General features: G+C 54.4%; 23 protein-coding genes. 9 read left to right on the forward strand and 14 right to left on the reverse strand.

The features are described 5' to 3' along the window. The first annotated feature begins 68 nt into the window (after positions 1–68). From BVC71_RS05070 to BVC71_RS05095, 6 genes are all read left to right on the forward strand, one after another. Positions 69–1,259, forward strand: coding sequence for an ABC transporter substrate-binding protein (locus BVC71_RS05070; RefSeq protein ID WP_086450499.1), 1,191 nt, complete (start codon positions 69–71; stop codon positions 1,257–1,259). Between the two features lie 89 nt (positions 1,260–1,348). Continuing rightward, entirely contained in the window at positions 1,349–2,131 is a 783-nt protein-coding gene (locus BVC71_RS05075; RefSeq protein ID WP_086450500.1) for an ABC transporter ATP-binding protein, read from the forward strand. Continuing rightward, positions 2,128–2,841 carry an ABC transporter ATP-binding protein gene (locus BVC71_RS05080; RefSeq protein ID WP_086450501.1) on the forward strand — a complete coding sequence of 238 codons (714 nt, stop codon included), beginning with the start codon at positions 2,128–2,130 and terminating at the stop codon, positions 2,839–2,841. The genes BVC71_RS05075 and BVC71_RS05080 overlap by 4 nt, the downstream gene beginning before the upstream one ends. A gap of 1 nt (position 2,842) precedes the next feature. After that, the gene (locus BVC71_RS05085) at positions 2,843–3,853 is read left to right on the forward strand and encodes a branched-chain amino acid ABC transporter permease (protein WP_086450502.1); all 1,011 of its coding nucleotides are present in this window, start codon (positions 2,843–2,845) and stop codon (positions 3,851–3,853) included. Further along, a complete protein-coding gene (locus BVC71_RS05090; protein ID WP_086450503.1) occupies positions 3,850–5,172 on the forward strand; it encodes a branched-chain amino acid ABC transporter permease in 1,323 nt (440 codons plus the stop codon). The genes BVC71_RS05085 and BVC71_RS05090 overlap by 4 nt, the downstream gene beginning before the upstream one ends. Positions 5,173–5,343: 171 nt before the next feature. Next, positions 5,344–7,791: a penicillin acylase family protein gene (locus BVC71_RS05095; protein WP_086450504.1), complete on the forward strand. Its 2,448-nt coding sequence runs from the start codon at positions 5,344–5,346 to the stop codon at positions 7,789–7,791. Here the strand turns inward: BVC71_RS05095 and BVC71_RS05100 are convergent. From BVC71_RS05100 to BVC71_RS05115, 4 genes are all read right to left on the reverse strand, one after another. Next, a complete protein-coding gene (locus tag BVC71_RS05100) occupies positions 7,767–8,384 on the reverse strand; it encodes an FMN-binding negative transcriptional regulator (protein WP_086450505.1) in 618 nt (205 codons plus the stop codon). The genes BVC71_RS05095 and BVC71_RS05100 overlap by 25 nt on opposite strands. A 66-nt stretch (positions 8,385–8,450) precedes the next feature. Beyond that, entirely contained in the window at positions 8,451–8,933 is a 483-nt protein-coding gene (gene rpsI / locus BVC71_RS05105; RefSeq protein WP_086450506.1) for a 30S ribosomal protein S9, read from the reverse strand. A 3-nt stretch (positions 8,934–8,936) separates the two neighbouring features. Next, positions 8,937–9,395, reverse strand: a complete 459-nt coding sequence (gene rplM / locus BVC71_RS05110; RefSeq protein ID WP_086450697.1) for a 50S ribosomal protein L13 — start codon at positions 9,393–9,395, stop codon at positions 8,937–8,939. Positions 9,396–9,543: 148 nt separating this feature from the next. After that, positions 9,544–10,917 carry an aminotransferase-like domain-containing protein gene (locus BVC71_RS05115; protein WP_086450507.1) on the reverse strand — a complete coding sequence of 458 codons (1,374 nt, stop codon included), beginning with the start codon at positions 10,915–10,917 and terminating at the stop codon, positions 9,544–9,546. 95 nt (positions 10,918–11,012) lie between these two features. On the opposite strand from BVC71_RS05115, the gene BVC71_RS05120 reads away from it, so the two are divergent. Beyond that, entirely contained in the window at positions 11,013–11,237 is a 225-nt protein-coding gene (locus tag BVC71_RS05120) for a DUF1127 domain-containing protein (RefSeq protein ID WP_240516781.1), read from the forward strand. A gap of 49 nt (positions 11,238–11,286) precedes the next feature. On the opposite strand, the gene BVC71_RS05125 is transcribed toward BVC71_RS05120, so the two are convergent. The 4 genes from BVC71_RS05125 to BVC71_RS05140 all read right to left on the reverse strand — a co-directional run bounded on the left by BVC71_RS05125 (position 11,287) and on the right by BVC71_RS05140 (position 15,214). Next, the gene (locus BVC71_RS05125) at positions 11,287–11,706 is read right to left on the reverse strand and encodes a PaaI family thioesterase (protein WP_086450508.1); all 420 of its coding nucleotides are present in this window, start codon (positions 11,704–11,706) and stop codon (positions 11,287–11,289) included. Between the two features lie 82 nt (positions 11,707–11,788). After that, positions 11,789–13,258: a carboxypeptidase M32 gene (locus tag BVC71_RS05130; RefSeq protein ID WP_086450509.1), complete on the reverse strand. Its 1,470-nt coding sequence runs from the start codon at positions 13,256–13,258 to the stop codon at positions 11,789–11,791. Position 13,259: 1 nt separating this feature from the next. Then, positions 13,260–14,414, reverse strand: a complete 1,155-nt coding sequence (ctaA, locus tag BVC71_RS05135) for a heme A synthase (protein ID WP_086450510.1) — start codon at positions 14,412–14,414, stop codon at positions 13,260–13,262. Between the two features lie 59 nt (positions 14,415–14,473). Next, on the reverse strand, positions 14,474–15,214 hold the full coding sequence (locus BVC71_RS05140) for an RNA methyltransferase (RefSeq protein WP_086450699.1): 741 nt from the start codon (positions 15,212–15,214) through the stop codon (positions 14,474–14,476). A gap of 126 nt (positions 15,215–15,340) precedes the next feature. Between BVC71_RS05140 and BVC71_RS05145 the strand changes: the two genes are divergently transcribed. Beyond that, entirely contained in the window at positions 15,341–15,967 is a 627-nt protein-coding gene (locus BVC71_RS05145) for a thiamine phosphate synthase (RefSeq protein WP_086450700.1), read from the forward strand. 23 nt (positions 15,968–15,990) lie between these two features. Here BVC71_RS05145 and olsA read toward each other — a convergent pair whose 3' ends face one another. From olsA to BVC71_RS05160, 3 genes are all read right to left on the reverse strand, one after another. Further along, positions 15,991–16,827: a lyso-ornithine lipid O-acyltransferase gene (gene olsA, locus BVC71_RS05150; protein WP_086450511.1), complete on the reverse strand. Its 837-nt coding sequence runs from the start codon at positions 16,825–16,827 to the stop codon at positions 15,991–15,993. Further along, a complete protein-coding gene (olsB, locus tag BVC71_RS05155) occupies positions 16,824–17,591 on the reverse strand; it encodes an L-ornithine N(alpha)-acyltransferase (RefSeq protein WP_086450512.1) in 768 nt (255 codons plus the stop codon). The genes olsA and olsB overlap by 4 nt, the downstream gene beginning before the upstream one ends. Positions 17,592–17,701: 110 nt before the next feature. Continuing rightward, positions 17,702–17,887, reverse strand: a complete 186-nt coding sequence (locus BVC71_RS05160; protein WP_165767724.1) for a DUF3553 domain-containing protein — start codon at positions 17,885–17,887, stop codon at positions 17,702–17,704. A 17-nt stretch (positions 17,888–17,904) separates the two neighbouring features. Here BVC71_RS05160 and BVC71_RS05165 point away from each other — a divergent pair, with 17 nt between their 5' ends. Then, entirely contained in the window at positions 17,905–18,474 is a 570-nt protein-coding gene (locus BVC71_RS05165) for a histidine phosphotransferase family protein (protein ID WP_086450513.1), read from the forward strand. Here BVC71_RS05165 and BVC71_RS05170 read toward each other — a convergent pair. The 3 genes from BVC71_RS05170 to obgE are packed head-to-tail and all read right to left on the reverse strand — an operon-like array spanning position 18,471 to position 21,876. Beyond that, entirely contained in the window at positions 18,471–19,727 is a 1,257-nt protein-coding gene (locus tag BVC71_RS05170; protein ID WP_086450514.1) for a glutamate-5-semialdehyde dehydrogenase, read from the reverse strand. The two genes, BVC71_RS05165 and BVC71_RS05170, sit on opposite strands and share 4 nt — an antisense overlap. Beyond that, positions 19,724–20,851 (reverse strand): glutamate 5-kinase, encoded by a 1,128-nt coding sequence (proB, locus tag BVC71_RS05175; RefSeq protein WP_086450515.1) that lies wholly within the window; start codon positions 20,849–20,851, stop codon positions 19,724–19,726. Before proB ends, BVC71_RS05170 begins: the two co-directional genes overlap by 4 nt. Continuing rightward, the gene (gene obgE / locus BVC71_RS05180; RefSeq protein WP_086450516.1) at positions 20,839–21,876 is read right to left on the reverse strand and encodes a GTPase ObgE; all 1,038 of its coding nucleotides are present in this window, start codon (positions 21,874–21,876) and stop codon (positions 20,839–20,841) included. Before obgE ends, proB begins: the two co-directional genes overlap by 13 nt. Positions 21,877–21,900: the final 24 nt, after the last annotated feature.

Consider the following 21,900-nt stretch of genomic DNA (forward strand, 5'->3'; position numbering starts at 1 on the left):
GCTTCACTTTTCCAAAAGGTCAACTTAGCGTGTAGGCAGGATAACAACATCCGATAGGGAGTCTAAAAATGAAAAAACTTCTTCTGGCCACTGCGGCCACCGCTCTGGTTGCTGGTGCAGCCTCCGCCGAAGGTCACGGGTCCGAAGTTAAGCTGGGCGTGATTCTGGGCTTTACCGGCCCGATTGAATCGCTGACCCCAGACATGGCAGCTGGCGCTGAACTGGCAATGTCCGAAGTCACCGAAGCAGGCAACCTGCTGGGCGGCATGGCTGTTACACCAGTTCGCAAGGACTCGACCTGTGTTGACGCAGCTGCTGCAACAACCGCAGCCGAAGAACTGATCGCCGAAGGCGTTGCAGGTATCTTTGGCGCTGACTGTTCGGGCGTGACCGGCGCAATCCTGTCGAACGTTGCTGTGCCAAACGGCATGGTCATGGTTTCGCCATCCGCGACGTCGCCAGGTCTGTCGACCGTCGAAGATAACGGCCTGTTCTTCCGCACCGCACCATCGGACGCACGTCAGGGCGTTGTCATGGCCGAGCTGCTTATGTCCCAAGGCGTTGAGTCGGTTGCTGTGACCTACATCAACTCTGACTACGGTAAGGGTCTGGCTGACGCATTCGAAGCTGCCTACACCGAAATCGGCGGCACCGTGACCATTTCTGCTTCGCACGAAGTTGGTAAAGGCGATTACTCGGCTGAAGTTGCAGCTCTTTCCGGTGCAGGCGGCGACCGTCTGGTTGTTGCAGGCTACGTTGACCAAGGCGGCGGCGACATCGTTCGCGCAGCACTGGACGCTGGCGCATTCGACACCTTCCATTTCCCAGACGGCATGATCGGTGACGCACTGGGCGGTACGTTTGGTGACGAAATCGACGGATCGTTCGGTCAGGCACCAGGTTCGGACAACCCAGGCTACGGCGAATTCGTCATGCTGGCTGGCGACGCATTCAACGGTGAAGGCACCTATGCATCGGAATCCTACGACGCTGCAGCTCTGATCATGTTGGCAATGCAGGCCGCTGGTTCGACCGATCCAAACGTCTACAAAGAATTCGTAGAAGCCGTTGCAAACGCACCAGGTGAGCCAATCATGCCAGGCGAACTGGGCAAAGCGCTGGATATTCTGGCCGAAGGCGGCGACGTCGATCTGGTTGGCGCAACTGGCGTTGAACTGGTGAACGGCGGCGAAGCTGCTGGTTCGTACCGCGTAATCGAAATGTCGGGTGGCGAAATGGTCACCGTCGAATATCGCTAATCGTCCGTAGGGATGATTTCACGGCGCGGGGGCAAACCTCCGCGCCGTTTTCCATAAGATGAACGCGTAAAGCGTCGCTGGGGATTGAAATGATTGTCGTAGACAACCTCCATAAACATTTTGGCGGCTTCCACGCTGTGGACGGTGCCAGCCTAGAGATCGAGAAGGGATCGATCACTGGGTTAATTGGGCCTAACGGCGCAGGAAAAACCACTCTTTTCAACGTGATAGCAGGCGTACTTGAACCAACATCTGGTCGCGTCACGATGGATGGCGAAGACATCACCGGCCTGCCGCCGCATGAACTGTTCGGCAAAGGATTGCTTCGCACGTTCCAGATCGCACATGAATTCCATTCGATGACATGCCGCGAAAACCTGATGATGGTGCCAGCAGGTCAATCAGGCGAAAGCCTGTGGAACACATGGTTCGGCCGCAAACGTATCGCTGACGAAGAACGCGCGTTGCGTGCCAAAGCGGACGAAGTTCTGGAATTCCTGACGATCAGCCATCTGGCGGACGAAAAAGCAGGCAACCTGTCTGGCGGTCAGAAAAAGCTACTGGAACTGGGTCGCACCATGATGGTCGACGCCAAGATCGTGTTCTTGGACGAGGTCGGTGCTGGCGTGAACCGTACCCTTCTGATGACCATCGGCGACGCGATCCTGCAGCTGAACAAAGAACGCGGATACACCTTCGTCGTTATCGAACACGATATGGATTTCATCGGCAAAATCTGTGGCCCCGTCATTTGTATGGCCGAGGGCAAGGTTCTGGCCGAAGGTAGCCTGGCTGAAATCAAAGCCAACGAACAGGTGATCGAGGCCTATCTAGGCACTGGCCTAAAGAACAAAGACAAGGTGGGCGCATGACCGAACCTTTCCTGATCGGGGATAATATGACCGGCGGTTACGGCCGCGGCCCCGACATCCTGCATAACTGTACCATCGCCGTGAACCCCGGCGAAATCGCTGTGATCGTCGGCCCGAATGGCGCCGGTAAATCGACCGCGATGAAAGCGACCTTTGGCATGTTGAACGTGCGGTCCGGCTCCGTCCGTTTGGACGGCGAAGACATCACCAACCTGTCCCCGCAAGAACGCGTCATCAAAGGTATGGGTTTCGTCCCCCAAGTCCGCAACATTTTCCCGTCCATGACGGTCGAGGAAAATCTGGAAATGGGCGCTTACATCCGTACCGATGATTTCCGCAGCACGATTGAACAGATCTATGACCTGTTCCCGATCCTGCGCGACAAACGCAATCAGGCCGCTGGCGAATTGTCCGGCGGTCAGCGCCAGCAGGTCGCCGTTGGCCGTGCGCTGATGACCCAGCCAAAGGTTCTGCTGTTGGATGAACCTACCGCTGGCGTATCGCCCGTTGTGATGGACGAACTGTTTGACCGCATCATCGAGGTAAGCCGCACAGGCATCCCGATCCTGATGGTTGAACAGAACGCCAAACAGGCGCTGGAAATTGCGGATCGAGCCTATGTTCTGGTGCAGGGCGCCAACGCCCACACAGGCACCGGCAAAGAGCTATTGGCAGACCCCGAAGTCCGCCGTTCATTCTTGGGAGGTTAAGATGGATTTTCTTAACGCTCTGGTGAATATCACCAACCTTTTGATCATTCCGGCAACCACCTATGGCGCGCAATTGGCGCTGGGTGCGCTGGGTGTGACGCTGATCTATTCGATCCTGCGTTTTTCGAACTTTGCCCATGGTGACACGATGGCATTTGGTACGATTGTGACCATCGGCATCACGTCGGTTTTCCAGTCGTGGGGCATTTCGCTGGGCCCGCTGCCAACTGCGCTACTCGCACTGCCCTTTGCCGTGGTTGTGACGGCCGCGTTATTGGTCGGCACAGATTTCGCGGTGTATCGTTTTTACCGCGCTAAACGCGCTGTACCCATCATCTTTGTTATGGCGTCTTTGGGCGTCATGCTGATGATGAACGGTTTTGTCCGTTTTCTGGCTGGCGTGAAAAATATCTCTTTCGCGGATGGCGAACGCTTCATTATCAAAGCCCGCGATTTCAAAGAGATGACAGGCCTAGCCGAACCTTTGGGCCTGCGGACAACTCAGGTTTTGACCGTCGTGGTTGCGGTGATCATCGTGGCGTGGCTGTTCTGGTTCCTGAACAAAACCCGTACGGGTAAATCCATGCGCGCGTTTTCGGACAACGAAGATCTGGCGCTGCTTTCGGGTATTAACCCTAACCGCGTTGTGATTGTGACTTGGGTCATCGTGGCGCTACTGACCACGACCGCAGGTGTTCTGTATGGTCTGGACAAAGGCTATCAGCCATACGTCTATTTCCAACTGTTGCTGCCAACCTTTGCCGCCGCGATCGTCGGCGGTTTGGGCAACCCATTGGGCGCAATCGTCGGCGGGTTCGTCGTGTCCTTTTCCGAGGTCATGATCACCCACGTCTGGAAAAAGGTGCTGACCTATCTGATGCCAGAAAACCTCGAACCATCGAGCCTGATGCAATTGATGTCCACCGAATATAAATTCGCCGTCAGCTTTGCGATCCTAGTTATCGTATTGCTGTTCAAACCAACCGGTCTGTTCAAGGGGCAATCGGTATGACCCAAACTGTACGTGCATCCATCTTTTTCGCCATTATGGCGGCGCTGTTTATCATCGAAGGCAGCACCAACGCTTGGGTCTTTTCCGGCTCTTGGAACACCTCGTTGGTGATTTTGAACATGGCGCTGGTGTCTGCGATCATGGCTTTGGGCGTGAACCTGCAATGGGGCTACGCGGGCCTGTTCAACACAGGCATCATGGGGTTTGTCGCGTTAGGCGGTTTGGCCGTTGTCGTTACCTCAATGGCTCCTGTTCCGGAAACCTGGGCCGCTGGCGGTCCGCGCATTTTCCTAGGCTTGGCGGTTGGTGTGGCGTTTTTGGTCGGCACCATCTACCTGCGCAAAAAAATGCCCGAAGGCCGCAATCGCGCAATCGCAACTGTGGTCATGCTGGTCATCGGCTTTGCCGCCTATCGCACGATCTTTGACGGCGGCGTTGACGCAGTCGAGGCGATCGATCCATCCGTTTCGGGCTATCTGGGCGGTCTAGGTCTGCCTGTTGTGCTGGCTTGGCCTGTTGGCGGTCTGCTAGCAGCTGGCGCTGCGTGGATCATCGGGAAAACGGCATTGGGTCTGCGGTCGGACTATCTGGCGATTGCAACGTTGGGCATTGCCGAAATCATCGTCGCCATCCTAAAGAACGAAGAATGGCTGGCTCGCGGCGCAAACAACGTCAACGGCCTGCCACGCCCTGTGCCGTATGAAATCGACCTACAGCAAAGCGCGGACTTCGTGAACAAGGCCGCTGAATGGGGCATGGATCCGGTGACGGCGTCGACCCTATACGTGAAAATCGGCTATGCGCTGATGTTCACCGCTGTCCTCGTGTTCATTCTGGTTCTGTCACAGTTGGCACGTCACAGCCCGTGGGGCCGCATGATGCGCGCGATCCGCGATAACGAAACTGCCGCGCGCGCGATGGGTAAAAACGTTACCCGCCGCCATTTGGAAATCTTTATCCTTGGATCGGCCGTTTGCGGTATCGCAGGTGCGATGATGACAACGCTGGATGGTCAGTTGACACCAAACAGCTATCACCCGCTGCGTTTTACATTCCTGATTTGGGTGATGGTGATCGTTGGCGGTTCGGGTAACAACCTAGGCTCAGTCTTGGGCGGTTTCCTGATCTGGTGGCTGTGGGTCAAGGTTGAACCAATGGGCCAATGGCTGGCGCAGGTGACCACAGCGGGATTGGATCCGACGAACTGGTTTGCCGTTCGCATGGCCGAGGCAGCGCCTCACATGCGTCTGTTCACCATGGGGCTGATCCTGCTGTTGGTATTGCGGTTTAACCCGCGCGGGTTGCTACCAGAAAACTAAACACTGAACGGGGCCCATAAGGCCCCGTTTTTCTTTGTAGGCAAAGGGTTGCCAGCCACACCAAAGATAAGGTTCGGACTTGTTCCTGTGCGCGTGTCAGAATATTCACCATGTTTATCTGGCGAGTGTTGACTGTTCAACCAGCCAAGGAATGCTGCCAAAGGGGCCGGAATGCTCAATCTATTTCGATGGATGCTTTATGTTGCGACAATCCTGTTTGGGTTGATTATCGCCGCGACCTTTTTGGCCTATTATTTCGCATCCCGTTCACTGCCTGATTACGACGAACGCATTCAAGCAGCAGAGATTTCGGCACCCATAGAAATCGTGCGCGACAATTCGAACGTGCCGCATATTTTTGGTGAAACAGATCAGGACGTGTTTTTTGCTTTGGGTTTTGCCCATGCGCAGGATCGGATGTGGCAGATGCTCACCGCTCGCCGCACAGCGCAAGGACGGATGGCAGAGCTATTCGGCCAAGCCTATTTACCGTCGGACGTCCTGATGCGGCGATTGGATTTGTATAATCTGTCGCTCGCCTCTGTCGATGCTCAAGACGATTATACCATGTCAGTTTTGAATGCTTACAGTGACGGCATCAACGCTTGGTTTGACGAGGTGAACAACGGCGTCCGAGGTCGCGGTGCGCCCGAAATGTGGCTATTCAATCAGCCAATCGCGCCTTGGCAACCCGGTGATAGTATCGCCCTGATGAAACTGCATGCGTTGCGCTCTAGCGGCCACTTACAGGCCGAAGTCTTACGGGCTGATATTTCGCGCCTTTTGCCTGATGACCGTCTCCGCGATATTCTGCCAGATGTTCCTGGGCAAAGTATCGTCGATTTGCCATCCTATGCGGTATTAGTGCCGAACCTGCCGTCGAACCAATTCGCTGAAATCATTGACCCAATTGGCGGCCCCGGCGTGGCGGGTGCCTCAAACGCCTGGGCGGCGGGCCCAAACCGTTCGACGACCGGTTCGACATTGTTGGCAAATGATCCCCACAACCTGCTGACCGCACCGACCCAATGGTATCTGGCAAGGCTAGAATTACAATCAGGCGGAATTATTGGCGCCACAATGCCGGGCATTCCAGTCATCATGTCAGGTCGTAGCGCGGTATTAGGATGGGGTGCAACGACCGCTTGGGTCGATGATATGGACCTATATCTGGAACAAGTATCGCAAACCGCGGGACGTTATCGCACCGCCGAAGGTACGGCCGCTTTCCGTACCAGAGACAGTATCATCCGCATCAAAGATGCACCCGCCATCACCTTGAAATTGCTATGGACAGAAAACGGCCCCGTTCTGCCGCCCGATCAATTCGGGTTAGCCGCGGTTCGTCCCGCTGGCCACGTTGTCACAATGAATTGGACCGGCCTTTCGGATCAGGACACGACAATTGCAGGTTGGTTAAACGTCATGCGCGCACCGAATATGCGTGCCGCAATCCGCGCAGCAGAGCCTATTATTGCGCCAGCCGTCAACCTCATGATTGCGGACCGAAATGGGCTGGGAATGAAACTGGCTGGCGCCCTGCCCGTTCGCGATGCTGCCCACGTTAGCCAAGGCCGCATGCCGTCATTTGGGTACTTGCCTGAAAATCAATGGCAAGGCGTGCGCGCCTACACCGATGCACCGCAAATCGTTGATCCCGAAGGCGGCATTCTAGGAAACACCAACAACAAAACCACAACTGATGTTTTCCCCGACCACGTGTCCTACGTCTGGGGTGACAGCCAGCGCATTTATCGCTGGCAACGCCTGATGCAAGCCCGCGAAGTTCATACCAGAGAAAGCTTTATCGAAGCCCAGCTAGATACCGTCAGCTACGCGGCACGGTCTCTGCTTCCGTTGGTTGGGTCAGAGCTGTGGTTCACTGGTGATCCTGCACCCGAAGGCACGCCGCAACGTCAGCGACAACATGCGCTAGAGATGCTAGCGTCTTGGAACGGCGAAATGAACGAACACCTTCCCGAACCGTTGATCTATGCGGCTTGGATGCGCGCGTTACAGGATCGCCTTATCCGCGACGAATTGGGCATCACTGCCGATCGACTGACACATGTTGACCCTCTGTTTATCGAACGCGTTTACCGCGATATCGGCGGGGCGGCAGCGTGGTGCGATATTATCCAGTCAGCTGCGGTGGAAACCTGTGTCGATATCGCGCGTCAATCGCTGGACGAAGCGATCATCTGGATCGAAGAAACCTATGGTCCTGCGCTGGAGTCGCTGCGGTGGGGCGATGCGCATAATGCCGTGCATACTCATCCAGTTTTACATGATGCGCCGCTGCTAAAGTGGATCGTTAACATCCAGCAATCCACATCTGGCGGCGACCACACTTTGATGCGCGGACTAACATCAGGCGACGAAAACGCCCCGTTTACGAATGTCCATGCCGCAGGCTATCGCGGGGTCTATGATCTGGCCGACCCTGATAGTTCTGTATTCATCATTTCCACAGGTCAATCGGGGCATCCTTTGTCGCGCTACTACGATGATATGGGCGAATTGTGGCGTCGTGGCGAATACATTCCGATGTCTTTAGACCCAACGCTTGCCCGTGCAGCTGCGGTCGGTGTCACCTATTTTGAACCCACGTCCGAATAGAGACGCATCTTATCAGCCAACTGGGCGTCACCGTTATCTTCGATGGCCTGCGCGGCACCCAATATATCGCGCTGTTCTTTGTTTTGGCTTAGTTTGGATTTCGCCTCAATCCGATCGATTTCGATCCGGATAGCAACAATATTGGCGATCATGCCGTCCATATAATCACTTGGTGCATCAGCCATACGCCATCCATCCGGAGCTTCGAAATGCTTGGTCATACGACCAACCACCGCGCGTTTTGACTTTTCGCTATGATCAAAATGGATGGCTCCATGAACGTGAACGACATCGTAATTCCATGTCGGAACGACTTTGTGATGTTCCGGTTTGGATGGATACCAATTAGGCGAGACATAGGCATTTTCCGCCCGAAAAATCGCCAAAACGCGCGCGCCATTTTCCAACAATCGATGCATATCGTTGTTCAACGCGATATGCCCCATCATGTCATTACCGACACGCAATAAGGGGATGTGATCAGCGTTGGGTGCCGTGTCGACCACATAGGTCACCGCAGCCAACGGATGCGCCGAGATAAGGTCATCAATGGCTGATGAATCAATTTGTTTAAAGTGTTCAGGCTGGTACATGCCAAAACCAAAGCAAAAAGGGCCCGCAAAAGCGAGCCCTTTTCGTATTTGAAAAGTAATCGAAGATTAACGCTTCGAGAACTGGAACGAACGACGAGCTTTGCGCTTACCGTATTTCTTACGTTCAACAACACGGCTGTCGCGGGTCAGGAAGCCTGCTGCTTTCAGTGCAGCGCGCAGCGATGGATCGTACAGCTGCAGAGCTTTCGAGATGCCGTGCTTTACAGCGCCAGCTTGGCCCGACAGACCGCCGCCTTTTACGGTTGCCATCACGTCGAACTGACCTTCAACGCCTGCGATTTGTGCTGGCTGTTTTACGATCAGCTGCAGAACCGGACGTGCAAAGTATGCGGACATGTCTTTGCCGTTAACGGTGACTTTGCCCGAACCTGGTTTAACCCAAACGCGTGCAACAGCGTCTTTACGTTTACCGGTTGCGTACGAACGACCCAGCGAGTCACGTACTGGTTCACGTGGTGCTGCGACTTCAACAACGGTTTCACCGGCTGCTGCGCCCAGCTCTTCTAGCGAGTTGATTTGATCAGCCATCGATTAGACCCTCGTATTTTTCTTGTTCTTGGATGCAACATCCAGAACTTCGGGCTTCTGGGCTTCCATGCCGTGCTCAGCACCAGCAAAGACGCGCAGGTTGGTCATTTGCTTGCGGGACAGGCGGTTGCCTGGCAGCATGCGTTTGACAGCCTGAGTTACAACGCGCTCTGGGTGCGCGCCTTCCAGGATCTGACCAGTGGTGCGGGATTTGATGCCGCCTGGGTGGCCAGTGTGCCAGTAGTTTGGTTTTTCACGCTTGTTACCGGTCAGCTGAATTTTGTCAGCGTTGATAACGATAACGTTGTCACCCATGTCCATGTGGGGGGTGAAGGATGGCTTGTGCTTACCGCGCAAGCGTGTAGCGACGATCGAAGCCAAACGCCCCAGAACGATGCCTTCGGCGTCGATCAGGATCCATTTTTTTTCGATGTCTGCTGGAGTAGCAGAAAAGGTTTTCATATCACACCATGACTGGTTGGCGGGGTTTTCCCCCGTTTCATTCGATGGGCGGGTTATATAGTGTCCCAAAACACAGTCAACAGAATTATCACCTGAAAAATTAAGCAAAAACAATTACTTAAAAATATGGTAAAATAATACCCCACATTTATACAGTGATTTGTTCAGGGGGATGATCCAAAATATAGCAGATCTTATCCAAAGCCTCGTTAAACGCGGCCTGACCTATCTCTCCGTTCAGCGCAATGCGCACCGCATGGACCGTTTGACTATGACGCAGGCCGAATTCTTCGGATGATTTCAGGTAGACACCTTGCGCTTCGGCGGTTTGGCAGAACTCTCCGCTGCGCCAACCATAGGGCAATTCCAGCCAGATGAACGGCACATTGGGGCGCCATCTGATATTATAGCGCTTTAACCGATCCACCGCTTTGTTCAGCAATCCGTTCATATGCGCCCGCGCAGCAGACAGAATACCGGGCAATTCAGGATGGCTGTGGACGTAAGTGTAAACAGCTGTAATCGCCACTGGCACACCAAAGCTGTTAAAGGTCGCGGTGCGGATCAAGGTATTCACCCACCCTTTTGGTGCTACAACAAACCCGATGCGCAATGCTGCGCTGACAGATTTCGAAGGCGAGGTGGTGTACCATCCCAGTTCTGGCAAAAGCTGACGATAACTTGGCCCTTCGTGCGGGCCGTTTCGGTAACAATCGTCGTCAATGACATGGATATTGTATCGCTGCGCAATCTCTGCAATTTCTTTGCGGCGTTCCAATGTTGCGCTTTGTGCAGTGGGATTGATCACATCGGCAGAGGTACAATAGGCCTGAACGCCCTCTTCACGTATTAACCGTTCGAATTCGGCCGTATCGGGCCCATCATCGTCCCAAGCAACACTCACTACCTTGGCACGGCACAATTCAGCCGCACGCCTAAAGCCCGAATAGGTCAGATCATCAATCATAACGACAGGCGCAGTGCCCCGTAACACTGTCTGCAAGATCATGATGATCGCATTCTGTCCGCCATGCGTAATCACCACATCATCAGCGGTGAACGGACCGATCGGTGCATCAGAGTGAAATTTTGCGAACGTCTGGTGCGCTGGGGCATGAAATTCACGGCGTGGGTAACGCAATAACGCTTCGGCGGATGCTGATTGGGAATATTCAACGAACCCCTGCCGAATAAGGTCACCCTGCCCCATGTCAGGCAGTCGCGGGCTAAGCAAAGTAGCGCCGGGGTCTACCGTGGGTCTTTCGATAGGACGCAATCGTTCTGGTACAAATGTACCGCGACCTACGGCAGCCTCTAGTACACCAGAGTCGACCAGTGATTTGTACGCCCGCGCAACGGTGCCTGGGGTTACATTTGCCTCCCACCCCAATTCACGAACGGGCGGAAGGCGCGTTCCTGGCGCTAAAGTACCGTCATGTATGGCTTTTTTGATTGCGGTTTCTAGCGCGCGATATTTCGGACCGCTGGATTGTTCCAGATTTGGCAACCAAATTGTACCCATAACAATGTATTCCTCGACAGAATATGCACATGATTGTATCGAATATTTACGGATACACTATCCGATTGTACCGATACAAGTAAAGGGCTTATCCCATGACCTATGTGAACACGACCATCCCGCAAACGATCACGATCCCTGCGCCAACCTTTGTTGTTTCGCGCGGAATGATTGCAGTCGCGGTCAAGATGGACACATGGGCCACACGACGCAGCACCCGAAAGGCGCTGCGAAATATGCCCGATCATCTTCTATTCGATGTCGGTTTGACCCGCGATCAAGCGCAAACCGAAGCTGCGAAATACTTTTGGAGGGCCTGATATCCCCGGCTCTTCCTGTACCTGGCGGGGACGTGTTCCCCGCCTTTTTTCATTCTGGCGGAATAGAATAGGTCATCCTCGCTGTGGCGACGGGCTCAGACTTTCCGTCTGAATAGATCAAACAATCCCCGACCGCCAAGACGCGTCCAATTTTCAGCAATCTTACGTGACACAGCAAATCAGCGTTCGCCGCAGGTTTGCGCATATAATCAATGGATGCATTGGTCGTAACGGTCAGCGGCTTCATCCCGATCCGTGATAAGATTGCAAAATAAACGGCGCAATCTGCCAACATGAACATCGTCGGACCTGAAACTGTAGCGCCGGGCCGCAAATGTTCTTCTGTCGGTTTTAGACGGACGATCACGCCTTCGTCGGTCACCTCTTCGATTATTAGCGTGTCTTTGACTTGCCAAAAATCATCCTGCAAAAACGCGTTTAACGCATCAGCATCCAGTGCAAATGTCATCCTGTATCCTCCCGCGTAAACGTTGGATCACAGGCGCAAAAATGACAACGGCCTATCCGCGAAAAACAGATAGGCCGTAGGGTCACAAACCGTAGATGTCTTTGAACTTTGCCTCAAGGTAATCCAAGAGCGGTTCCTCGGATGGATCAAACCCGCAGGCGCGTTTGATTGTATCGCGCGGTTCATACAGGCCGCCGTGGGTCTGTAAATTATCGCGGAGCCATCCTGTAGCATTAGACAGATCGCCGTTGGCCAGATCATCATCCAGATTTGGCTGGGCGTCACGCAAGGCCGAATACAGGTTGCCCGCGTAGACATTGCCCAGACTATAGGTCGGGAAATACCCCATCAGACCCAGCGACCAATGCACATCCTGCAACACGCCATTTGCAGGGTTATCAACAGAGAACCCGAAATCAGCCGCAAACCGATCGTTCCACGCGGTTTCCAGATCGGCGACCTCTAGATCGCCCGTCAGCAGCGCGCGTTCCAGATCGTAGCGCAACAGGACGTGTAAATTGTACTGCAATTCGTCCGATTCCGTGCGGATGTAGCCATTTTGAACGCAGTTCACGGCGGCATAAAATTCGTCTTCGGTCGCGATCCCGAAATCACCAAAGGCGTCGCGCATTTTACCAAACAGCCAACCCGTGAACGGACGGCTACGGCCCAGCTGGTTTTCGTAGATACGGCTTTGGCTTTCATGGACGCCCATCGAAACGCCAGACCCTAGCGGGGTCAGCAGATACGCCTGATCGATGTTCTGTTCGTAGCAGGCGTGGCCAACTTCGTGGATGGTCGAATAGAAACAGTTGAAAGGATCGTCCGCCGCTGTGCGCGTTGTGATGCGCACATCATTGCCCGAACCAGAACTGAACGGATGAACCGCCTTATCAATTCGGCCACGGTTCATGTCATAGCCAAAAGTTTCGGCCAACAACTGTGACAGTTTCATTTGCTGATCTTCGTCGAACTGGCCCTGAACTGCTTTTGATTCTGGCTGGGCCAGAACGGCTTCGCGCAATGCCACCAAACGCGGGCGCATGGCGTCGAACATTGCCGTCAGATCAGACGCTTTGGCGCCCGGTTCGTAATCATCCAACATCGCGTCATAGATATCGCCGCCAGCGGCCAGTGCAGCGCCCTCTTCGCGTTTCAGGCGCAGAACCTCGGCCAATGTCGGGGCAAAGGCGGCAAAATCATTATCGGCACGGGCGGCTGCCCAGATGCCTTGGGATTTTGATGTCAGCTTTGCCAGATCCGTCGCCAATTTCGCAGGAATTTTGTTGGCGCGGTCATAGCTGCGGCGAACGTGGCGCAAAACGGCCTCGCCCATTTCATCAGGAGCCTGCGCCGTTTCTAACCATTCCCCGATGCGCGGATCGGTCCGGCGGGCATGCAGGACTGATTCAATTGCTGCGAATTCTTCGGCGCGCTGATCACCAGCGCCCGAAGGCATCATGGTTTCCTGATCCCAGCCCAGACGACCGGCAATTTCGCCTAACGCTTGGGTGTCACGAACAAAGGCGAGCAGGTCGTCATAGGCGGTCATATCAGTTTCCTCGGATCGATTGCGGCAATGGATATTGCGACAGGTAACGCGCGCGCAGGATTAGCACCCACATCACAATCGCACCAATCTGGTGAGTAATCGCAACATGCAGCTGTGCGGAATACAGCGCCGTCATGATGCCCAAAACCATCTGGATCAACAGCATCGCCATAACAGCGTGGAACGCGGTGCGCGTTTTGCCATTGGACGATTTGCGGCCGCGGTTCCAAACAACGAAACCAAAGATCAGCAGCAAATACCCCGACATGCGGTGGATGAACTGGACTAGACCTGCGTCCTCAAAGAAATTGCGCCATAGAGGTTCGATCAGAAACGGATCTGGTGGGAAAAAGCTGTCGCCCATCAGCGGCCAAGTTGGGAACGCACGGCCCGCGTCGATACCGGCGACCAAAGCGCCCAGAACGATCTGCAAGAACCCGAAATGCATCAGACCCGTGGACATGCCAAACAGTTTGCGGTTGCTGTCACGGCGGGCTTGCATCAGTGCGGATTCAGGACGGCCCAACAGGAAAACGTACCACGCCGTGAATCCAAGGATCACAAACGCCAGCCCCAAATGGGTCGCCAGACGATAGGATGCCACATCGGTGCGGCCGATTTCTTGTGCCGTTTCATTCAGGCCCGAATGGACCATCCACCAACCAATCGCGCCTTGCAGACCGCCCAAAACGCCCAATAGGAACAATCGTTTTGTCCAACCCGTTGGGATTTTACTTGCAGCCCAAAAGCCAAAGAAACCAACGGCCCAGACCAGACCGATCACGCGGCCCAACTGGCGGTGACCCCATTCCCACCAAAAGATGAATTTGAATTCGGTCAGGGTCATGCCCTGATTTTGCAACTGATATTCAGGGATCGCCTGATATTTTTCAAACTCAACCGCCCAATCCGCGTCGTTCATCGGCGGAACGGCCCCCATCACGGGGTTCCATTCGGTGATTGACAGGCCGCTGTCGGTCAGGCGCGTCAAACCGCCCACAACGATCATCGATGCGACCAGCGCAAAGATCACCATCAGCCAAATACGGATCGCACCACGAGCGCCGCGATTTTTCGCATCGATCTGACCAGGTGCTGCGGTTTGTTTCGGGGTGTCCCCGACCTCTTCGAACAATTTGCGCGGAGTTTGCGCCATCGGTCTCTCCATCAGTATTTGGCTGGGAACCTAAGTCGCGGGCCCCGTATGGGCAAGGGTTAGCCGCGTTCCTTCCATCGGACCATCTGACGCATCACCCCGTGCAGTATCCGCACGTCATGTTGGGTTAGCGGCATACGGCTCCATAAGTTGCGCAGGTTTACCTTCATGTTGGCGGCTTTTTCTTCGGGGAAAAAGAAACCAGCGGTGTCCAATGCGCCCTCGTAATGTTCGGCCAATTTTTCAACTTCGGCTTGGGTCGCGATATCCTGTTCGGCATCCATGCGTTCATGCACGATGTCAGCCGACGCGCGGCGCCACTCATAGCTGGTCAGCAGCACGCATTGCGCAAGGTTCAGCGACGAAAATTCAGGATTCACAGGCACGTTGATGATCGCATTGGCCAACGCGATGTCTTCATTCTCCATCCCTGCCCGTTCTGGTCCGAACATCACGGCGACCTTTTCACCGCGTGCGATCCGTTCGGCAGCGTCCGACATCGCAGCCTCGGGCGATAGTACCGGTTTGGTCAATCCGCGCGGACGGGCCGTGGTCGCGTAGACATAGGTGCAATCTTCAACCGCCGCGGCGGTGCTGTCGTATAGCTGTGCTTCGTCCAGCAAACGACCAGCGCCAGAAGCCATCGCAACGGCCTTTTGGTTCGGCCAGCCATCGCGCGGCGACGTGATGCGCATACGGTCCAACCCGAAATTCCACATCCCCCGTGCCGCAGCACCGATGTTTTCACCCATTTGCGGGCGGATTAGGACGAAACTGGGTTGGGGCGCTCCGGTCGGCATGGCGTATCCTTTTTCAGCGTTTGCGGGGTCATACGATGCACCCCTTTGGCTGGCAAGCGGCATTGCCCCTTTCCGTGGCGCGCGATCACCGTTATATCACCGCAAAACCGTTATTTGAGGCCCATGATGACCGACGCAGCCGAACTCCCGCAGCTATATCTCATCACTCCGACCGATTTCGAATTGTCGACCTTTCCCGATCAGCTGGGCAAAGTGTTGGACAGCACTGAAATCGCATGTGTGCGGCTCAGCCTTGCCACGCGCGACGAAGACCGCATTTCCCGCGCTGCCGATGCACTACGTGCTGTGACCCACGAACGCGATGTGGCGCTGGTGATCGATACGCACCTGATGCTGGTTGAACGTCTGGGTTTGGACGGCGTCCACCTGACCGATGCATCCCGCTCGGTTATGAAAACCCGCAAGGAACTGGGCGAAGACGCGATCGTCGGCGCTTTCTGCGGCAATTCGAGCCATGACGGCATGACCGCTGGTGAAGTCGGCGCAGATTACATCAGCTTTGGCCCCGTTGGTGATACGCCACTGGGTACGGGCGAAAAGGCGCCGCTGGATTTGTTCCAATGGTGGTCGCAGATGATCGAAGTCCCCGTGGTCGCCGAAGGTGCGCTAACGCCTGAATTGATCGGCCAACTGTCGCCCTTTACCGATTTCTTTGGCATTGGCGACGAAATCTGGCGCCAAGACGATCCAGTTGCAGCGCTCAAGTCACTAACCGACGCAATTAAGGTTTAACGAAAAGCGCCCTGCGGGGCGCTTTATTCGTCCAACACGCCGAATTCTTCGAGAGATGATCGTACCGTATTTTCCAAATCGCGTGCGAGAACCTTGCGGTCGGTGTAGTCCGATGCGTTAACGGCTGGATGGTACACAACCGTCACGCGCCCCTGACGCCTAGCCGCCAAAGTCGCAATCAAGTGCGTTCCAAACGCCATATCACCCCACCATCCATACTGGCGCGGCGCCATGTTCGGGCCTGCCTGATAAACGATGGAAACAGGCTGAATCTTCATTTCATCACGAATTTCTGGCGTTAGGAACGCCGCAAAAAGTGTTGGTTTAAATAGCAAAACTCGCCGACCATCTGTTGATGTACCTTCTGGGAAAAACAACAATTTATGACCCAACGCCAAACGATCACGAAATACGTTGATCTGGTTTGACGCTTCCTTGCGATCACGTTTGATGAAAACCGTACCCGTGATACGCGCCAGAAACCCAATACCAGCCCAACCAGCGACTTCGGATTTGGCAACGAAATAAATACGTTTGCGGGCGTTGAGCACGAAAATATCCAACCAACTTGCGTGGTTCGCCACAACGGCCCCAGATGTTTTCATCGGCTGGCCTTTGACCGAGTATTTAATCCCCACAATACGCAGGGTATTGCGGCACACAAACTGCGTCACATAAGGCGACATTGGCCGTGCCGCGCCAAAAATCGGCATCTCTATCAGCCGAAGTGGTAGAAAAACGCACAAGCCCAACAAGATAACCACCAACATGCCGATTGCACGAAACAGTGCCTTTACGTAGCCGAATGGCCCGCGTTCGATGGACGGCGGCGGCATGTCGGGATCCCACATCATGTTCATGCGCTACGACCCTTGAAATACAGCCTTTTCTGGCTTTCGCTCATCCGTTTGGTGTCAAGGATCAAACACACATCTGTCGTGTTGAAAGCCCTATCGATATACACACCTTCACCAATAAATCCGCCCATTTTCAGATAGGCTTTGATCAAGGATGGTGTGTTTTTCATCGCCTGCAAACGGTTGATGTCGTCGGGCGGTATGTAGGTCCTGTCCGGCTTGCTTTTTGACGCTACGCGCAAATCGTCGGGCGCCAGATGGTTGTGATGCAGATACGAAATACTAGGCCAAATCGGTGCTACATCCGTGCCGTGGAAAGAAGCGACGCCGAACAAAACCTCAATGCTGTGTTCCGTTACATAGTCCGCCAGCGCATTCCACAACAGATACATACCCTGCCCGCCGCGATAGTCGGCGTGCAAACATGACCGACCCAATTCTAGCAATGGCCGGCCAGAGGACTTCAGCGGTGTTAGATCGTATTCGGTTTCAGAATAAAACCCGCCGGTTTTTGCGGCCTGATCAGAACGCAACAAACGATAGACGCCGACAACCTGATCGTCGCTCTGGCGACTTTGATCTCTCAACAGCAGATGGTCGAAATGCGCATCAAAGCGATCTGTTTCCAATCGGTTTTCATGATCGACATTCGCACCTTTTGCGCCCAACTCTTCGATAAACACGTCATACCGCAGACGTTGCGCCGCACGAATATCAGATTCAGTTTCCGCAAGACGGACAGACAGCTTTTCATTTAGGGCGATCATGGGTCCGTGTCAGTTGGATCAAATTGACGGCGGTTTAATCGCAACACGTCCGCAAAAGCAAGTATTGAGACTGGTTACCATCCGTTAACCATTGCAAACTAATTACTGATTTAGAAGCTATCGGTGTGAACAAGCTGCAAAACAATCTGCCGCCCATCAATCACGACTTTTCCAGCCTCTTGGAAATTGACAGTGATGCGGTCGGCAATATTCGATTGCACTTGGCCAATACCCCAATCAGGCTGATTTGGGTGCCGGACCAACATGCCAGGCTCAAGTATGGAATTTAGACTCATAATTACTCCGAGGCGGAATGACACAATCACCTGACCTTGCGGCCCTGATTGGTTCGCGAATTTGCCACGACCTTGTGAACCCACTTAGCGCGGTTTGCAATGGTGTCGAACTTCTTGAACTCTCAGGGGTCGCGCCCAGCGAAGAAATGTCATTAATCCGCGACAGTCTGGCGAACGCCACCGCTCGTATTCAGCTATTCCGCTTTGCGTTTGGACCGGCGTCCGACGCATTCGTTGCCGAAGCGGAAATGCTGAAACTGTTAGGAACGCTGTCCAAAGGCACGCGACATTGTTTCAACTGGAACGCAGGAACTGCTCCGCGTTCTGCGGTCCGACGGATGTTGCTTGCGATGCTCTGCGCCGAAACCATGACGCCTTTGGGGGGTGATATCACGATCGCATCAAATCAAACGGAATGGACTGTGACGGCAACGGGTCGCCGGATCGCCATCCCAACAGAAGCAGAGGCGGTCCTGAATGGCGAACAGTTTGACCTGCCACCAGCACAGGTACATTTTAACGTGCTGGCGGCCTCTGGCCCGATCGAGTTTGAATTCAACGACACGTCCCTAACTCTAAAGGGTTAAGGGCGCAGTGCACCATCACTGCTGACCAGATATTTAAAACTGGTCAGCTGTTCGGCCCCAACTGGTCCCCGCGCATGCATTTTGCCGGTTGCGATGCCAATTTCTGCACCCATACCGAATTCGCCACCATCAGCGAACTGGGTGGACGAGTTATGCATCAAGATCGCGCTATCAATACGTTCAAAGAATTTAGCGACCGCTGCAGGATCTTCGGTGATGATACAATCCGTGTGGTTCGAACTGTATTTCTGGATATGTGCAATTGCGCTATCCAAATCATCAACGATCTTTGCGGCGATATCCATGTCTAGATATTCGCGGCCCCAGTCATCGTCGGTCGCATCATCAGTACCATCCAGACCTTCGCCCGCGTGAACGCGAACGCCTGCCGATTTCAGATCATCCACAATCGACTGGCCCAAAGTCGCAGCAATATCACGATGAATCAGCAAACATTCCGCCGCGCCACAAATACCCGTGCGGCGCGTTTTTGCGTTCATCACCACTGCACGTGCTTTTTCCGGATCAGCGTCTTTGTCTAGATAAACATGCACGATGCCTTCAAGGTGAGCAAAGACAGGGACACGGGCCTCACGTTGGACCAAACCGACCAGCCCTTTACCGCCGCGAGGCACGATCACGTCGATATAATCCACAGCACGCAGCATCTCTGCTACGGCCTCGCGGTCGCGTGTTGGGATCAGCTGGATCGCATCCTCAGGCAGGGACGCGGCCTTTAGACCTTCGACCAAACAGGCGTGGATGGCGCGGCTAGAATGAAAGCTTTCGGAACCGCCGCGTAGGATAACCGCGTTCCCCGCCTTTAGGCACAACGCGCCAGCGTCCGCCGTCACATTTGGCCGGCTTTCGTAAATCACGCCGATTACGCCCAACGGTGTGCGCACGCGTTTGATATGCAGGCCCGAGGGCATATCCCATTCCTGCATCACAGCGCCGATAGGATCGGTTTGTTCAGCAATGGTGCGCAAACCATCCACGATGCTGCGAATGCGGTCTTCGTCCAGACGCAAACGGTCCATCATGGCGTCAGACAAACCTTTGCCGCGACCAAATTCCAGATCTTCGGCGTTTGCCGAAATAATATCAGCGCGGTTTTTCCAAACAGCATCCGCCGCAGCGATCAACGCAGCGTGTTTGCGTTCGGCGGACGCATGCGCCAACTGTGTCGCAGCAGCCCGAGCGCGTTGACCGATCGAAGCAACCAATTCCGCGATATTGTCGTTATCTTTCAACGATCTACTCCCATCAATTGCACCACCATATCATCACGATGAACCAAAGCGGCGCGACCTTTGTATCCTAAAATTTCTTCGACCGCGGAGCTTTTGCGGCCAAGAATAAGCTGAGTTTCTGCGGCAGTATAGCGCGACAGTCCGATCCCCAAATGTGCGCCACCAGCGGATATGATTTCAATTGGATCACCGCGCCCAAAACGCCCGGACACAGACACAACACCTGCAGGCAAGAGGCTCTTGCCTTGACGCAAAGCGGCTTCGGCGCCGGCATCAATGGTTACCGACGCAGTTGTTTTCATCGCGGCAATCCACCGCTTTCTCGCGGCCTGCGGATCATCATGCGCTAAAAACCATGTCGAAGAATCACCATTCTCCAATGACTTCAATGGGTTCATTCGCGACCCTAAAGTGATCGCCATTGCGCAACCCGCTTCGGTCGCCATGCGGGCAGCCAACAGCTTGGTAATCATGCCACCTTTGGATAGGCCGGAAACTCCATCACCCGCCATCGCTTCAATCTCTGGTGTGATCCGTTCGACGACATCAAAACGCTTTGCTGATACGTCAATGTTTGGATTGCCAGAATAGAACCCGTCCACATCAGATAGCAGGATCAATTGATCAGCACCGCAAGTCACAGCAACCTGAGCCGCCAGACGATCGTTGTCGCCATAGCGAATTTCGTCCGTCGCGATGGTATCATTTTCGTTCACAATCGGCGTGACGCCCAACCCGATCAAGGTCTCCATCGTTGCGCGCGTGTTCAGGTAACGGCGTCGGTCTGCTGTATCTTCCAATGTCAGCAAAACCTGAGCTGTTTTGATCCCATGTGGGGCCAAAATCTCTTCGTAGGCGCGGGCAAGACGGATTTGACCAACGGCCGCAGCCGCCTGCGATTGTTCCAGCGGCAGGTTTTTACGCGGCAGGCCCAAAACCTCGCGACCCAACGCAATAGACCCAGAAGACACGAGCACAACATCGATACCCTGCCCGCGCAGCCATGCGATATCGTCCGCGAGCGACCGTAACCAATCCGATTTCAGCGTGCCTTTTTCGCGATCAACCAGCAGTGCCGAACCGATTTTAACAACGATCCGTTTTGCATTGGTTAGGGACGCCAAGGCTCTTCCTCCTGATCCGCGGCAAGCTCGGCAGCGTTACGATCATCGATTTTTTCACGCAATGCGCGCAAAACTTCGGTCACGCCTTCGGTCGAAACGCCAGACATCAGCAAAACTGGGCCATCCGTGACGGACTCCAGTTCCTCTTTGATAAATTCGCGCTCTTCTTCGTCCAGTGTGTCGATCTTGTTCAAAACCGTCACGCGCGGTTTTTCCGCCAAATCACCACCGTAGGCTTCCAGCTCTTCGATAATCGTCTGGTAATCCCCAACAGGGTCACCGCCAGATCCATCAACCAGATGCAGCAGAACCGCACACCGTTCAACGTGGCCTAGGAACATATCGCCCAAACCACGACCTTCGGATGCGCCTTCGATCAGACCAGGGATGTCTGCAACCACGAATTCGGTGCCATCCACACCAACAACACCAAGGTTCGGTACCAAAGTGGTGAACGGATAGTCCGCGATTTTCGGACGCGCATTGGATGTTGCAGCAAGGAATGTGGATTTACCTGCATTCGGCTTGCCCAATAGTCCCGCGTCAGCGATCAGTTTCAAACGCAGCCAGATGGTGCGTTCAATCCCGCCCAAACCAGGGTTTGCACTGCGCGGCGCTTGGTTCGTGGCGGATTTAAAATGGAGGTTACCGAAACCGCCATTACCGCCTTTGGCCAAGATAACGCGCTGACCAACCTCAGTCAGGTCGGCCAGAATGGTTTCTTCGTCTTCGTCGATGATTTCGGTGCCGACGGGTACGCGCAGAATTATGTCTTCACCAGACGCACCAGTCCGCGCGCGGCCTTCGCCGGGACGACCGTTTTGCGCAAAGAAATGCTGCTGGTACCGGAAATCGATCAGAGTATTCAGACCTTGAACAGCCTCGACCACTACATCGCCGCCGCGACCACCGTCGCCGCCATCCGGACCACCGTATTCGATGTATTTTTCACGGCGGAAGGAAACACAACCGTTCCCCCCGCTGCCCGAGCGGATGTAAACTTTAGCAAGATCAAGAAATTTCATCGAATGCGGCTTTCAGGTCGTTTG

Source organism: Marivivens niveibacter, from assembly GCF_002150005.2.
GTDB lineage: Bacteria > Pseudomonadota > Alphaproteobacteria > Rhodobacterales > Rhodobacteraceae > Marivivens > Marivivens niveibacter.

Excerpts from the sequence above, each read along its gene's own strand:
- olsA (WP_086450511.1), bottom strand. The coding sequence starts at position 16,827 with ATGAACATGATGTGGGATCCCGACATGCCGCCGCCGTCCATCGAACGC.
- ctaA (WP_086450510.1), bottom strand. The coding sequence starts at position 14,414 with ATGGCGCAAACTCCGCGCAAATTGTTCGAAGAGGTCGGGGACACCCCG.
- BVC71_RS05145 (WP_086450700.1), top strand. The coding sequence starts at position 15,341 with ATGACCGACGCAGCCGAACTCCCGCAGCTATATCTCATCACTCCGACC.
- BVC71_RS05100 (WP_086450505.1), bottom strand. The coding sequence starts at position 8,384 with ATGTACCAGCCTGAACACTTTAAACAAATTGATTCATCAGCCATTGAT.
- BVC71_RS05160 (WP_165767724.1), bottom strand. The coding sequence starts at position 17,887 with ATGAGTCTAAATTCCATACTTGAGCCTGGCATGTTGGTCCGGCACCCA.
- BVC71_RS05115 (WP_086450507.1), bottom strand. The coding sequence starts at position 10,917 with ATGGGTACAATTTGGTTGCCAAATCTGGAACAATCCAGCGGTCCGAAA.
- BVC71_RS05090 (WP_086450503.1), top strand. The coding sequence starts at position 3,850 with ATGACCCAAACTGTACGTGCATCCATCTTTTTCGCCATTATGGCGGCG.
- rplM (WP_086450697.1), bottom strand. The coding sequence starts at position 9,395 with ATGAAAACCTTTTCTGCTACTCCAGCAGACATCGAAAAAAAATGGATC.
- BVC71_RS05120 (WP_240516781.1), top strand. The coding sequence starts at position 11,013 with ATGACCTATGTGAACACGACCATCCCGCAAACGATCACGATCCCTGCG.
- BVC71_RS05130 (WP_086450509.1), bottom strand. The coding sequence starts at position 13,258 with ATGACCGCCTATGACGACCTGCTCGCCTTTGTTCGTGACACCCAAGCG.
- BVC71_RS05085 (WP_086450502.1), top strand. The coding sequence starts at position 2,843 with ATGGATTTTCTTAACGCTCTGGTGAATATCACCAACCTTTTGATCATT.
- olsB (WP_086450512.1), bottom strand. The coding sequence starts at position 17,591 with ATGATCGCCCTAAATGAAAAGCTGTCTGTCCGTCTTGCGGAAACTGAA.
- BVC71_RS05075 (WP_086450500.1), top strand. The coding sequence starts at position 1,349 with ATGATTGTCGTAGACAACCTCCATAAACATTTTGGCGGCTTCCACGCT.
- rpsI (WP_086450506.1), bottom strand. The coding sequence starts at position 8,933 with ATGGCTGATCAAATCAACTCGCTAGAAGAGCTGGGCGCAGCAGCCGGT.
- BVC71_RS05165 (WP_086450513.1), top strand. The coding sequence starts at position 17,905 with ATGACACAATCACCTGACCTTGCGGCCCTGATTGGTTCGCGAATTTGC.
- BVC71_RS05080 (WP_086450501.1), top strand. The coding sequence starts at position 2,128 with ATGACCGAACCTTTCCTGATCGGGGATAATATGACCGGCGGTTACGGC.
- BVC71_RS05140 (WP_086450699.1), bottom strand. The coding sequence starts at position 15,214 with ATGCCGACCGGAGCGCCCCAACCCAGTTTCGTCCTAATCCGCCCGCAA.
- obgE (WP_086450516.1), bottom strand. The coding sequence starts at position 21,876 with ATGAAATTTCTTGATCTTGCTAAAGTTTACATCCGCTCGGGCAGCGGG.
- BVC71_RS05125 (WP_086450508.1), bottom strand. The coding sequence starts at position 11,706 with ATGACATTTGCACTGGATGCTGATGCGTTAAACGCGTTTTTGCAGGAT.
- BVC71_RS05070 (WP_086450499.1), top strand. The coding sequence starts at position 69 with ATGAAAAAACTTCTTCTGGCCACTGCGGCCACCGCTCTGGTTGCTGGT.
- BVC71_RS05095 (WP_086450504.1), top strand. The coding sequence starts at position 5,344 with ATGCTCAATCTATTTCGATGGATGCTTTATGTTGCGACAATCCTGTTT.